9 protein-coding genes and 1 pseudogene are annotated in these 12,684 nt (G+C 71.1%); 8 read left to right on the forward strand and 2 right to left on the reverse strand.

Annotated elements, in window-relative coordinates; all coding sequences use genetic code 11:
* The first annotated feature begins 61 nt into the window (after nucleotides 1–61).
* The 4 genes from QFZ74_RS11365 to QFZ74_RS11380 are packed head-to-tail and all read left to right on the forward strand — an operon-like array spanning nucleotide 62 to nucleotide 5,818.
* Nucleotides 62–1,678, forward strand: coding sequence for a carboxyl transferase domain-containing protein (locus tag QFZ74_RS11365; protein ID WP_307620690.1), 1,617 nt, complete (start codon nucleotides 62–64; stop codon nucleotides 1,676–1,678).
* A gap of 11 nt (nucleotides 1,679–1,689) precedes the next feature.
* Nucleotides 1,690–3,711 carry an acetyl/propionyl/methylcrotonyl-CoA carboxylase subunit alpha gene (locus QFZ74_RS11370; protein WP_307620691.1) on the forward strand — a complete coding sequence of 674 codons (2,022 nt, stop codon included), beginning with the start codon at nucleotides 1,690–1,692 and terminating at the stop codon, nucleotides 3,709–3,711.
* Complete coding sequence (locus tag QFZ74_RS11375) at nucleotides 3,708–4,652, forward strand: hydroxymethylglutaryl-CoA lyase (RefSeq protein ID WP_307620692.1); 945 nt, start codon at nucleotides 3,708–3,710, stop codon at nucleotides 4,650–4,652. The genes QFZ74_RS11370 and QFZ74_RS11375 overlap by 4 nt, the downstream gene beginning before the upstream one ends.
* Before the next feature lie 5 nt (nucleotides 4,653–4,657).
* Nucleotides 4,658–5,818, forward strand: a complete 1,161-nt coding sequence (locus QFZ74_RS11380; protein WP_307620693.1) for an acyl-CoA dehydrogenase family protein — start codon at nucleotides 4,658–4,660, stop codon at nucleotides 5,816–5,818.
* 55 nt (nucleotides 5,819–5,873) lie between these two features.
* On the opposite strand, the gene QFZ74_RS11385 is transcribed toward QFZ74_RS11380, so the two are convergent.
* Together QFZ74_RS11385 and QFZ74_RS11390 are read right to left on the reverse strand one after the other, a co-directional pair.
* Entirely contained in the window at nucleotides 5,874–6,503 is a 630-nt protein-coding gene (locus QFZ74_RS11385) for a biliverdin-producing heme oxygenase (RefSeq protein WP_307620694.1), read from the reverse strand.
* On the reverse strand, nucleotides 6,500–7,645 hold the full coding sequence (locus QFZ74_RS11390; protein ID WP_307620695.1) for a polyprenyl synthetase family protein: 1,146 nt from the start codon (nucleotides 7,643–7,645) through the stop codon (nucleotides 6,500–6,502). The genes QFZ74_RS11385 and QFZ74_RS11390 overlap by 4 nt, the downstream gene beginning before the upstream one ends.
* 213 nt (nucleotides 7,646–7,858) lie before the next feature.
* Between QFZ74_RS11390 and QFZ74_RS11395 the strand changes: the two genes are divergently transcribed.
* The 4 genes and pseudogenes from QFZ74_RS11395 to QFZ74_RS11410 all read left to right on the forward strand — a co-directional run bounded on the left by QFZ74_RS11395 (nucleotide 7,859) and on the right by QFZ74_RS11410 (nucleotide 12,677).
* The gene (locus tag QFZ74_RS11395; RefSeq protein WP_307620696.1) at nucleotides 7,859–8,908 is read left to right on the forward strand and encodes an ABC transporter substrate-binding protein; all 1,050 of its coding nucleotides are present in this window, start codon (nucleotides 7,859–7,861) and stop codon (nucleotides 8,906–8,908) included.
* Between the two features lie 55 nt (nucleotides 8,909–8,963).
* Nucleotides 8,964–9,813: pseudogene (locus QFZ74_RS11400) on the forward strand (siderophore-interacting protein).
* A 154-nt stretch (nucleotides 9,814–9,967) separates the two neighbouring features.
* A complete protein-coding gene (desA, locus tag QFZ74_RS11405) occupies nucleotides 9,968–11,410 on the forward strand; it encodes a lysine decarboxylase DesA (RefSeq protein WP_307620697.1) in 1,443 nt (480 codons plus the stop codon).
* Nucleotides 11,394–12,677 carry a lysine N(6)-hydroxylase/L-ornithine N(5)-oxygenase family protein gene (locus QFZ74_RS11410; RefSeq protein ID WP_307620698.1) on the forward strand — a complete coding sequence of 428 codons (1,284 nt, stop codon included), beginning with the start codon at nucleotides 11,394–11,396 and terminating at the stop codon, nucleotides 12,675–12,677. Before desA ends, QFZ74_RS11410 begins: the two co-directional genes overlap by 17 nt.
* Nucleotides 12,678–12,684: the final 7 nt, after the last annotated feature.

Consider the following 12,684-nt stretch of genomic DNA (forward strand, 5'->3'; position numbering starts at 1 on the left):
AACCTGAAGGAAATGGTTAACGCTCATTAACAGTCACACCACTGGGTGAGGGGACCGCAGGATGCACGAGGCACCGGAGCTTCACAGCGCGGCCGATCCCGCGTCGGAGGCCTGGCGGGCCAATGAACAGGCCCATCTCGCCCTCGTCGGGGAGCTGCGCGGGAAGCTGGCCGCGGCGGCGCTCGGCGGCGGCGAGCGGGCGCGCGCCCGGCACACCGCCCGCGGCAAGCTGCTGCCGCGCGACAGGGTGGACACGCTGCTGGATCCCGGGTCGCCGTTCCTGGAGCTCGCTCCCCTCGCCGCCGACGGGATGTACGACGGGCAGGCGCCGGCCGCCGGTGTCATCGCCGGGATCGGGCGGGTCAGCGGCCGCGACTGCGTGATCGTCGCCAACGACGCCACGGTCAAGGGCGGGACGTACTACCCGATGACCGTGAAGAAGCACCTGCGCGCGCAGGAGGTGGCCCTGGAGAACCGGCTGCCCTGCGTGTATCTCGTGGACTCCGGCGGCGCCTTCCTGCCGATGCAGGACGAGGTGTTCCCGGACCGCGAGCACTTCGGGCGGATCTTCTACAACCAGGCCCGGATGTCCGGCGCCGAGATCCCGCAGATCGCGGCCGTCCTCGGCTCGTGCACGGCCGGCGGGGCGTATGTCCCGGCCATGAGCGACGAGGCCGTGATCGTCCGCGACCAGGGCACGATCTTCCTGGGCGGTCCCCCGCTCGTGAAGGCCGCCACGGGTGAGGTCGTCACCGCCGAGGAGCTGGGCGGCGGCGAGGTCCACTCGCGCGTCTCGGGCGTCACCGACCACCTCGCCGAGGACGACGCGCACGCCCTGCGGATCGTGCGGAACATCGTCGCCACCCTCCCCGCCCGGCGGTCCCTGCCCTGGGAGGTCACCCCGGTCGTCGAGCCGAAGGTCGACCCCTACGGTCTCTACGGCGCCGTCCCCGTCGACTCCCGCACGCCCTACGACGTCCGCGAGATCATCGCGCGCGTGGTCGACGGCTCGCGGTTCGCCGAGTTCAAGGCCGAGTTCGGGCAGACCCTGGTCACCGGCTTCGCCCGGATCCACGGCCACCCGGTCGGGATCGTCGCCAACAACGGCATCCTGTTCTCCGAGTCCGCCCAGAAGGGCGCCCACTTCATCGAGCTGTGCGACCAGCGCGGCATCCCGCTGGTGTTCCTGCAGAACATCTCGGGCTTCATGGTCGGCAAGGACTACGAGGCCGGCGGCATCGCCAAGCACGGCGCCAAGATGGTGACCGCGGTCGCCTGCACGCGCGTGCCCAAGCTGACCGTCGTCGTCGGCGGCTCCTACGGCGCCGGCAACTACTCGATGTGCGGCCGGGCCTACTCGCCCCGCTTCCTGTGGATGTGGCCCAACGCCAAGATCTCCGTCATGGGCGGCGAGCAGGCCGCCTCGGTGCTGGCCACCGTCAAGCGCGACCAGATGGAGGCGCGCGGCGAGGACTGGCCCGCCGAGGCGGAGGAGTCCTTCAAGGCGCCGATCCGGGCGCAGTACGAGCAGCAGGGCAGTGCCTACTACGCCACCGCCCGCCTCTGGGACGACGGTGTGATCGACCCGCTTCAGACCCGTCAGGTGCTCGGACTCGCCCTGACGACCTGTGCCAACGCGCCCCTGGGAGACCCCCAGTTCGGCGTCTTCCGGATGTGAGGAGGGGACCCGTGTTCGACACCGTGCTCGTGGCCAACCGGGGCGAGATCGCCGTACGCGTCATCCGGACGCTCCGCTCGCTGGGCGTCCGCTCGGTGGCGGTCTTCTCCGACGCCGACGCCGACGCGCGGCACGTCCGGGCGGCCGACACGGCGGTACGGATCGGCCCGGCGCCGGCCTCGGAAAGCTATCTGTCGGTGGAGCGACTCCTCGAGGCCGCCGCCCGCACCGGCGCCCAGGCCGTCCACCCGGGCTACGGCTTCCTCGCGGAGAACGCCGAGTTCGCGCGGGCGTGCGAGGAGGCGGGGCTCGTCTTCATCGGGCCGCCGGCCGACGCGATCTCCCTCATGGGCGACAAGATCCGCGCCAAGGAGACGGTGCGGGCGGCCGGGGTGCCGGTGGTGCCGGGGTCGAGCGGCAGCGGGCTGTCCGACGCCGAACTCGCCGACGCCGCACGGGAGATCGGCGTACCGGTGCTGCTCAAGCCGTCCGCCGGCGGCGGCGGCAAGGGCATGCGGCTGGTACGGGAGCTGACGGCGCTGGAGGAGGAGATCGCAGCCGCCCGCCGTGAGGCGCGTGCCTCCTTCGGCGACGACACGCTCCTCGTCGAGCGCTGGGTCGACCGGCCCCGGCACATCGAGATCCAGGTGCTGGCCGACGGTCACGGCAATGTCGTCCACCTCGGCGAGCGCGAGTGCTCGCTCCAGCGGCGGCACCAGAAGATCGTCGAGGAGGCGCCGAGCGTGCTCCTGGACGAGGCCACGCGCGCGTCCATGGGCGAGGCGGCCGTGCAGGCGGCGCGCTCGTGCGGCTACCGGGGCGCGGGCACGGTGGAGTTCATCGTGCCGGGCGGCGACCCGTCCTCGTACTACTTCATGGAGATGAACACCCGCCTCCAGGTGGAGCATCCGGTCACCGAGCTGATCACCGGCCTGGACCTGGTGGAGTGGCAGCTACGGGTGGCGGCGGGCGAGCGGCTGCCGTTCGCCCAGAAGGAGATCGAGGTCACCGGGCACGCGGTCGAGGCCCGCATCTGCGCCGAAGACCCGGCGCGCGGGTTCCTGCCGTCGGGCGGCACGGTGCTCAGGCTCCGCGAGCCGCAGGGCGACGGCGTCCGCACCGACTCCGGGCTCAGCGAGGGCACCGAGGTGGGCAGCCTCTACGACCCGATGCTGTCCAAGGTGATCGCGTACGGCCCCGACCGCGAGACCGCGCTGCGCAAGCTACGGGCGGCGCTGGCGGAGACGGTCACGCTGGGCGTGCAGACCAATGCCGGGTTCCTGCGGCGGCTGCTGGCGCATCCGGCGGTCGTGGCGGGCGAGTTGGACACGGGGCTGGTCGAGCGGGAAGTGGACGGGCTCGTGCCCGACGAGGTGCCGGCGGAGGTCTACGCGGCGGCGGCGCTGCTGCGCCAGGCCGCGCTCGCCCCGGGCGAGGGCAGCGGCTGGGCCGACCCGTTCGCCGCGGCGGACGGCTGGCGCATGGGCGGCGAGCGGGCCTGGACGGCGCACCACCTGCAGGTGCCGGGCCACGACCCGGTGACCGTACGCGTGCGCGGCACGGCGGACGGGGGGACGGAGCTGCTGCTGCCCGGAGCCGACCAACCTCTTCGGGGATCCGTGTCCCCGCGGCGTGGCGGGGAGGACCGGTTCGCCTTCCGGCTCGACGGCCTCACCCATACCTTCGCCGCCCTGCCGGACGGCACCTGGCTGGGCCGCGACGGCGACGCCTGGCAGGTGCGGGACCACGACCCGGTGGCCGCGTCGCTGACCCGGGCCGGGCACGCGGGCGCCGACTCGCTCACCGCGCCGATGCCCGGCACGGTCACCGTGGTCAAGGTCGCGGTGGGCGACGAGGTGACCGCCGGACAGAGTCTGCTGGTGGTGGAGGCGATGAAGATGGAGCACGTCATCTCCGCCCCGCACGCGGGCACGGTCGCCGAACTGGACGTCAGGCCCGGCGCCACGGTCGCGATGGACCAGGTGCTGGCCGTGATCGCACCGCACGACGAGGAAGGGGTGAGCGCGGGATGACCGGGCACGCACTCCCGATGACCGTACCGGCGCCGGACCTGCCCAGCCGGGTGCGGATCTACGAGGTCGGCGCCCGCGACGGGCTGCAGAACGAGAAGCTGGCGGTGCCGACCGAGGTCAAGGCGGACTTCATCCGCAAGCTGGCCGAGGCGGGTCTGACGACGATCGAGGCGACCAGCTTCGTCCACCCCAAGTGGGTGCCCCAACTGGCCGACGCGGAGGCACTGTTCCCGCTGGTGAAGGACCTGCCCGGGGTGAGCCTGCCGGTGCTCGTGCCGAACGACCGGGGGCTCGACCGGGCCCTCGCCCTCGGCGCGCGGAACATCGCCGTGTTCGCCAGCGCCACCGAGTCCTTCGCCAAGGCCAACCTCAATCGCACGCTGGACGAGTCCCTGGCCGTGTTCGAGCCGGTGGTCCGGCGCGCGAAGGACGACGGCGTCCACGTGCGCGGGTACGTCTCGATGTGCTTCGGCGACCCGTGGGAGGGTGCCGTGCCCCTGCGCCAGGTCGTCCGGGTGTGCAAGGCGCTGCGGGACATGGGCTGCGACGAGCTGAGCCTCGGCGACACCATCGGGGTCGCCACCCCGGGCCATGTGCGCGAACTGCTCTCCCTGCTCGACGAGGAGGGCGTGCCGGCCGACGTCATCGGCGTGCACTTCCACGACACCTACGGCCAGGCGCTCGCCAACACCTACGCGGCGCTGCAGCACGGCGTCACGACGATCGACTCCTCCGCCGGTGGCCTCGGCGGCTGCCCGTACGCCAGATCCGCCACCGGAAACCTCGCCACCGAGGACCTCGTGTGGATGCTCCACGGCCTCGGTATCGAGACCGGGGTCGACCTCGACCGGCTCACCGCCACGAGCGTGTGGATGGCCGCTCACCTGGACCGGCCCAGCCCGTCCCGTACTGTCCGCGCTCTCTCCCACAAGGACCAGTGATCAGCATGGACCACCGTCTTTCCCCCGAGCTGGAGGAACTCCGCCGCACGGTGGAGGAGTTCGCGCACGACGTGGTGGCGCCGAAGATCGGTGACTTCTACGAGCGGCACGAGTTCCCGTACGAGATCGTGCGGGAGATGGGCCGCATGGGCCTGTTCGGGCTGCCGTTCCCGGAGGAGTACGGCGGCATGGGCGGCGACTATCTGGCGCTCGGCCTCGCGCTGGAGGAGCTGGCCCGGGTCGACTCGTCCGTGGCGATCACGCTGGAGGCGGGCGTCTCGCTGGGCGCCATGCCGATCCACCTCTTCGGCACCGAGGAGCAGAAGCGCGAGTGGCTGCCGCGGCTGTGCTCCGGCGAGATCCTGGGCGCGTTCGGCCTCACCGAGCCCGACGGCGGCTCGGACGCGGGCGCGACCCGCACGACGGCCCGCCTCGACCCCGAGACCGACGAGTGGGTGATCAACGGCACGAAGTGCTTCATCACCAACTCGGGCACGGACATCACCGGCCTGGTGACGGTCACGGCGGTCACCGGCCGCAAGCCCGACGGCAAGCCGCGGATCTCCTCGATCATCGTGCCGTCCGGTACCCCGGGCTTCACCGTCGCCGCCCCCTACTCGAAGGTCGGCTGGAACGCCTCGGACACCCGCGAGCTGTCCTTCGTCGACGTCCGGGTCCCGGCGGCGAACCTGCTCGGCGAGGAGGGCCGCGGTTACGCGCAGTTCCTGCGGATCCTCGACGAGGGCCGTATCGCCATCGCGGCGCTCGCGACCGGCCTCGCGCAGGGCTGTGTGGACGAGTCGGTGAAGTACGCCAAGGAGCGCGAGGCCTTCGGGCGTCCCATCGGCGCCAACCAGGCCATCCAGTTCAAGCTCGCCGACATGGAGATGAAGGCCCACACCTCGCGCCTGGCCTGGCGTGACGCGGCCTCACGCCTGGTGTCCGGGGAGCCCTTCAAGAAGGAGGCGGCGCTCGCCAAGCTCTACTCCTCCACGATCGCCGTCGACAACGCCCGCGACGCCACGCAGATCCACGGCGGTTACGGCTTCATGAACGAGTACCCGGTGGCCCGTATGTGGCGCGACTCCAAGATCCTGGAGATCGGCGAGGGCACCAGCGAGGTCCAGCGGATGCTGATCGCGCGGGAGCTGGGGCTCACGAGCTGAGCGCCGAGGCTGTCGCCGGAGCGGACCGCGCCGTGGCGGTCCGCTCCGGGCTGGTTCACGAGCCCGGTGTGAGGCCAGTGGACAGTGCCTGGGATATCGCCGCGATGTGGTGGTAGGCCCGCTGGGCTGCGGCGAGGACACGGTGCTGTGCCCCGGGTTCGGTGAGCGCCTGGTTCATGCGCGCGGTGAAGGCCGCCCACCGTCCGCGGTCGCCGCTGCCGTAATAGGCCACACCGTCCCCGTTGCCCAGCCCATAGGCCTTGGTGACGTACGGGCACAGCACCAGGCCGCCCATCGTGGACCCTTCCATCACGTACAGGAACCCGAGCAGCGCCTCGGGTTCGGCTGCCGCGGCGCTCCGGATCTCCTGTGCGAACTCCTCCGCCTCGGCGGCCGCCCAGGGCTTCGGGGCCGTACCGGAGCCGGCGAAATACCGCAGATCCCGGTCGATCAGCGGGAGTCGGCCCGGATCCGCCGACCACACCGAGTCCACGGAAGGGCTGGTGGCGGCGGACAGCTCGCCCTCGAGCGCCTCCAGGACCACGCGGTAGGCGGCGAGCTGGCCGACGTACCGGTCAAGCGGCAGCGTGCCGGCGAGCATCGCCGTCGCGAACGGGGCGGCCTCCAGGGCGTCGTGCCAGGTGCGCGTGTTCGCCCGAAGGCGCTCGACCATCGTCTCCGTCATGCGCCGCCCCGCTGCCGGACCGTCCGCAGGAGGCGGTCGATGAGGTGCCCCTTGCGCTCGATGGTGATCTCGAAGTACGCCGCGCTCCGCTCGGAGCGGCACACGCTGTGTACGGCGTCCTTCGCCGCGCGCTTCAGTTCGACCGCTTCCTCGGCGAGCGTGAGCAGCGTCTGACGCAGCTCGGGGTGGCCGAGGACGAACGACTTCAGCCGCTCGCCGGACAGTTCGCCCGAGCGGCGCTCCGCGAGCGGTGCGGAGTCGAGCAGTTCGAGGAAGACCCGGTTGCTCAGTCCGTCGAAGTCCTCGTGGGTCTTGGCGCCGCCGAGTTCGGGCACGAAGTCGGAGACGTCGTTGAACAACTGGCTGGCCAGCCCGAGTCTGCGCATGGCGTCGTCCAGGGTCCGCCGCTCGTCCTCGACGACGCGCAGGGCCGCCACCGCCGCGTCGAGCGGCATCCAGAACAGCGTCCCGGTCTTGAGAGCGGCCATCGACTCCCAGAAGTCCACCCGTGTCTTGTGGGGCGCGGTCATCAACTCGGCGCGGGTGGCCGCCGAGCGCGTGGACATGTCGACGGCCTGGCCGGTGAAGCCCTTGTCGAGCGACCGCGCCACGCTGTCGACGACGGCCGGATCGGCGGCGTGCGCCATGGCGGCCATGATCAGCCAGGCGCCCGTGTTGAGCGCGATCGGTACGCCATGGGTGACATGGAGCGCGGTCTCTCCGTAGCGGGTGAGGCTGCCGTCCTGGATGTCGTCGATCGCGACGGCCGCCTTCAACACGACCCGCACGGCCACCGCCGCGCGGCGGACCGCCGCCAGTTCCGCCGACGAGGCCGCGTCCCCGGTCTCGTCGGGGAAGCCCTGGTAGTTGCGGTAGGCCCAGTAGACCATCGAAGGGCGCAGGGGGCCCTTGTCGCCGCCGGGGTGCCCGGCGGCGGGCGGCAGCGCCTCCTGTCCCACCTTGGATCCGACGGCGTCGACGACCGGCTCCCACAGGGAGCGCCGCATCGCCGCGTCGTACACGGAACCAGCGCCGTGGCGCTCCGTCAGCGAGCCGATGAACCGCGCCAGATCGTCCTCCAGCAGTGCCGCGTCACGACGCACCACCGCCTCTACGTCCGTCAGGTCCGTCATGGCTGTCATGCCACCTCCGAACATCGCCGGCCACCCGTGATGGAGGTTCAACCTATCCAGACATGATCACAACGGCTAGATGGCGCAGGGCAGTTGAAGGCAAGCGGGCACACAGGGCAGCAACACGAACCAACCCCCCTTGGACGGTCGATAAGGTTAGGCTAACCTAGCCTGAAATTGTCCGACGGGCCCTCCGCGCCCCGTTCGAAAGCAGTCACAGCCATGCCCCACGCCCGTGCCACCCTCCCCACCCGTCGCGGCATCCTCGCCGCGGGCGGCGCCGTCGGTCTGGGGGCCCTGCTCGCGGCCTGCGGCGACGACGGTACGAAGAGCGGCGGCGCGGGCAAGGGCACGGCGGCCGGCAAGCCGGGCCCCTGGACCTTCAAGGACGACCGCGGCACGACGGCGAAGGCCGGCCAGGTCCCGGCGAACATCGTCGCGTTCACCGGTGTCGCCGCCGCGCTGTTCGACTACGGCGTCACGGTCAAAGGCGCGTTCGGCCCGACGAGGACCAAGGACGGCAAGGCCGACGTCCAGGCCGGCGACATGGACGTCAGCAAGGTGACGGTTCTCGGCAACGAGTGGGGCCAGTTCAACATCGAGAAGTACGCGGCCCTCGCGCCCGACGTCCTGATCTCCACGATGTTCGACAACGCCGGCACCCTCTGGTACGTCCCGGAGGAGTCGAAGAAGAAGATCGAGGCCGTCGGCGCCCCGAGCGTGGGCATCTCGGTCTACGACCGCCAGCTGACCAAGCCGCTGGAGCGGATGCTGGCGCTCGCGGGGTCCCTCGGCGCCGACACCGCCTCCGCGAAGGTCACCGCCGCCAGGAAGCGCTTCGAGGACGCGGCCGCCCGGCTGCGCGCGGCCGCCAAGGCCAACCCCCGCATCAAGGTGATGGCCGGTTCCGCGAGCCAGGACCTGTTCTACGTCTCCGGCACCAACCTCTCCGTCGACCTGGAGTACTTCAAGGCCCTCGGCGTGAACTTCGTGGAGCCGCCGGAGAAGGCCAAGACCGAGGGCGGCGGCTGGTTCGAGTCGCTGAGCTGGGAGAACGTCGACAAGTACGACGCGGACATCATCATGATGGACAACCGCACCTCGGCCATCCAGGCCGCCGACATCACCGAGGCCACCTGGAAGAAGCTCCCCGCGGTCAAGGCGGGCCAGGTCATCGCCCGCAACCCCGAGCCGATCCTGTCGTACGCCAAGTGCGCCCCGCTGCTCGAGGACCTCGCCAAGGCCATCGAGTCGGCCAGGAAGGTCAGCTGACCCCACCGCCCCCGGCCCCTTCCTGAACCGCATCACCGCATCTCAGAGGAGCCCCATGACGACGGCCGTAGCCGCCCCGTTCCGTTTCTTCTCCCTCCAGGTCGCGCGGACGAGGCGGCTCGGCCCGTCTCTGGTCCGGGTCACCTTCGCCGGACCCGACCTGCGCGCCTTCCACTCCGACGGGCGCGACCAGTCCCTGTCGTTGTTCCTGCCGCAGCCGGGGCAGAGCGAGCCCGTCGTGCCCGTCGAGCTGGGCGACGGCTGGTGGCAGGGCTGGCGTGAACTCCCGGACGACGTACGGGCGGTGATGCGCTCGTACACCCTGCGCGCCCTGCGCCGCGATCCCGACGAGATCGACATCGACTTCGCCCTGCACGGCGTCGGGCCCGGCGCCCCCACCCTCGCCGGTCCGGCCTCCCGCTGGGCCGCCGACGCCCGCGCCGGTGACCGGGTCCTGCTGCTCGGACCGGTCGTCGCCGACAACCGCGCCATCCGCTTCCGCCCGCCCGAGGACGCCGACCTCGTGGTCCTGTGGGGCGACGAGACGGCCGTCCCCGCCGCCTGCGCCATCCTCGAATCCCTGCCCGCCGGTCTGCGCGCCCGCGCCTGGCTGGAGGTGCCGCACGCCGGTGACATCCAGGACGTGGCGACCGAGGCGGACGCGGAGATCACCTGGGTGGTCCGGGACGAGGAGACTCCCCCCGGCCGCCGACACCCTGCGCGCCGCCCAACTCCCCCACGCCACAAGGCCGTACGTCTGGATCGCGGGCGAGTCCGGCCAAGTCAAGCTGCTGCGGCGGCACTTCGTCGGCGAGCGCGGCATCGACCGCCGCCGCGTCACCTTCGTCGGCTACTGGCGACAGGGGCTCAGCGAGGAGCAGTTGAGGGCCACGGAGGCGGCGTAACCGCCGGAACCTTCGAAACCGCCGGAACCGGCCACGGAATCCGCCCGAGGGGCGAGGCCCACCACTCTTCAACTTAGGTTAGGCTAACCTAATACGACGATGGTCTCGCCCCTCGACCCGTTCCGCACGGACTCCCCTCTCGGAGGACCCCCACATGCGCTCGCACCTGCTCAATGACCTCACCGCGGAGCACTACCGCCGCTCCGTGACCGAAGGAGTGGAGCGGGTGGCGGCCAGACTCGCCTCCACCGACAGGCCGTTCACCGGGATCACGGTCGACGCCCTCGCCCCCGTCATCGAGCGGATCGACCTCGACCGTCCTCTGCACGACCCGTCCGCCGTCCTCGACGAGCTCGAAGAGGTCTACCTCCGCGACGCCGTCTACTTCCACCACCCCCGCTACCTCGCCCACCTCAACTGCCCCGTGGTCATCCCGGCCGTGCTGGGCGAGGCGGTGCTCTCCGCCGTCAACTCCTCCCTCGACACCTGGGACCAGTCGGCCGGCGGCACCCTCATCGAGCGCCGGCTCGTCGACTGGACGGCCGCCCGCATCGGCCTCGGCCCGTCCGCCGACGGCGTGTTCACCTCCGGCGGCACCCAGTCCAACCTCCAGGCGCTGCTGCTCGCCCGCGAGGAGGCCAAGGGCGACGCGCTCGCGAACCTGCGCGTCCTCACCTCCGAGGTCAGCCACTTCAGCGTCCGGAAGTCCGCGCAGCTCCTCGGACTCGGCCCGGGCGCGGTCGTCCCGGTTCCCGTCGACCGCGACAAGCGGATGCAGACCGTCGCGCTCGCCCACGAGCTGGAGCGCTGCGCACGCGAGGGCCTGACCCCGATGGCGGTCGTCGCCACCGCCGGCACCACCGACTTCGGCTCCATCGACCCGCTGCCGGAGATCGCCGAGCTGTGCGGCCGGTACGGCGTCTGGCTGCACGTGGACGCGGCCTACGGCTGCGGGCTGCTCGCCTCCCGCAAGTACCGCGACCGCCTCGACGGCATCGAGCGGGCCGACTCGGTCACCGTCGACTACCACAAGTCCTTCTTCCAGCCGGTGAGTTCGTCCGCCGTGCTGGTGCGCGACGCGGCCACGCTGCGCCACGCCACCTACCACGCGGACTACCTCAACCCGCGCCGGCTGGCGCGGGAGCGCATCCCCAACCAGGTCGACAAGTCCCTCCAGACCACCCGCCGCTTCGACGCCCTCAAACTGTGGATGACCCTGCGCACGATGGGCGCCGACGGCATCGGCGAGCTCTTCGACGAGGTGTGCGACCTCGCGGCCGAGGGCTGGCGGCTGCTGGCCGCCGACCCGCGCTTCGACGTCGTCGTCCAGCCGTCCCTGTCCACCCTCGTCTTCCGGTACGTCCCGGCGGACGTCGCGGACCCCGACGAGATCGACCAGGTCAACCTGCACGCTCGGGCGGCCCTGTTCGCGTCCGGTGACGCCGTCGTGGCGAGCACCAAGGTCGACGGCCGCCACTACCTGAAGTTCACCCTGCTCAACCCCGAGACCCGGGCGGCCGACATCGCCGCCGTCCTCGACCTCATCGCCGGCCACGCCGAGCAGTACCTGGGAGAGTCCCTTGACCGCGCGTCCTGAAACCCCGGCCAAGACCCACGACTTCGTCGGCATCGGGCTCGGTCCCTTCAACCTCGGCCTCGCCTGCCTCACCGAGCCGATCACCGAACTCGACGGCGTCTTCCTGGAGTCGAAGCCGGACTTCGAGTGGCACTCCGGGATGTTCCTGGAGGGCGCCCACCTCCAGACCCCGTTCCTGTCGGACCTGGTCACGCTCGCGGACCCGACGTCCCCGTACTCCTTCCTCAACTACCTGAAGGAACGGGGCCGGCTGTACTCGTTCTACATCCGCGAGAACTTCTATCCCCTGCGCGTCGAGTACGACGCCTACTGCCGCTGGGCGGCGGGCCGGCTGAGCAGCGTCCGCTTCGGCACGACCGTCACCGAGGTGACGTACCAGAACGAGAACGAGGTCTACGTCGTGCGCACCGAGGCCGGTGAGACCTACCGCGCCCGCCACCTGGTCCTCGGCACCGGCACGCTTCCGTACGTCCCGGAGTCCTGCCGCGATCTGGACGGCGACGTCATCCACAACTCCCGCTATCTGCACCACAAGGCGGAGCTCCAGGCGAAGGAGTCGATCACGCTGGTCGGCAGCGGCCAGTCCGCCGCCGAGATCTACCACGACCTCCTCAGCGAGATCGACGTACACGGCTACCGGCTGAACTGGGTCACCCGCTCCCCGCGCTTCTTCCCTCTCGAATACACCAAGCTCACGCTGGAGATGACCAGCCCGGAGTACGTCGACTACTTCCACGCCCTGCCGGAGGCCACCCGCTACCGGCTCACGGAGCGGCAGAAGGGCCTGTTCAAGGGCATCGACGGCGACCTCGTCGACGAGATCTTCGACCTGCTCTACCAGAAGAACCTCGGCGGCCCGGTCCCGACCCGGCTGCTCACCAACTCCGCCCTGACCGGCGCCCGGTACGAGAACGGCACGTACACCCTGAGCCTGCGCCAGGAGGAGCAGGAGAAGGACTACGAGCTGCGCTCCGAGGGCCTGATCCTGGCCACGGGCTATCACTACACCGAGCCGGCCTTCCTCGCGCCCGTCCGCGACCGGCTGCGCTACGACGCCCGGGGCAACTTCGACGTCGCCCGCAACTACGCGATCGACGTGAGCGGCCGCGGGATCTTCATCCAGAACGCCGGCGTCCACACGCACAGCATCACCAGCCCCGACCTGGGCATGGGCGCCTACCGCAACAGCTTCATCATCCGTGAGCTGCTCGGCAGCGCTTACTACCCGGTCGAGAAGACGATCGCGTTCCAGGAGTTCGCCGTATGACCAGCAC

The sequence above is a fragment of the Streptomyces sp. V3I7 genome (assembly GCF_030817495.1).
Taxonomy (GTDB): domain Bacteria; phylum Actinomycetota; class Actinomycetes; order Streptomycetales; family Streptomycetaceae; genus Streptomyces.

Bases quoted from the DNA above. Each gene is read 5' to 3' on its own strand.
- QFZ74_RS11365 (WP_307620690.1), top strand. From the start codon at position 62: ATGCACGAGGCACCGGAGCTTCACAGCGCGGCCGATCCCGCGTCGGAG.
- QFZ74_RS11375 (WP_307620692.1), top strand. From the start codon at position 3,708: ATGACCGGGCACGCACTCCCGATGACCGTACCGGCGCCGGACCTGCCC.
- QFZ74_RS11380 (WP_307620693.1), top strand. From the start codon at position 4,658: ATGGACCACCGTCTTTCCCCCGAGCTGGAGGAACTCCGCCGCACGGTG.
- QFZ74_RS11385 (WP_307620694.1), bottom strand. From the start codon at position 6,503: ATGACGGAGACGATGGTCGAGCGCCTTCGGGCGAACACGCGCACCTGG.
- QFZ74_RS11390 (WP_307620695.1), bottom strand. From the start codon at position 7,645: ATGACAGCCATGACGGACCTGACGGACGTAGAGGCGGTGGTGCGTCGT.
- QFZ74_RS11395 (WP_307620696.1), top strand. From the start codon at position 7,859: ATGCCCCACGCCCGTGCCACCCTCCCCACCCGTCGCGGCATCCTCGCC.
- desA (WP_307620697.1), top strand. From the start codon at position 9,968: ATGCGCTCGCACCTGCTCAATGACCTCACCGCGGAGCACTACCGCCGC.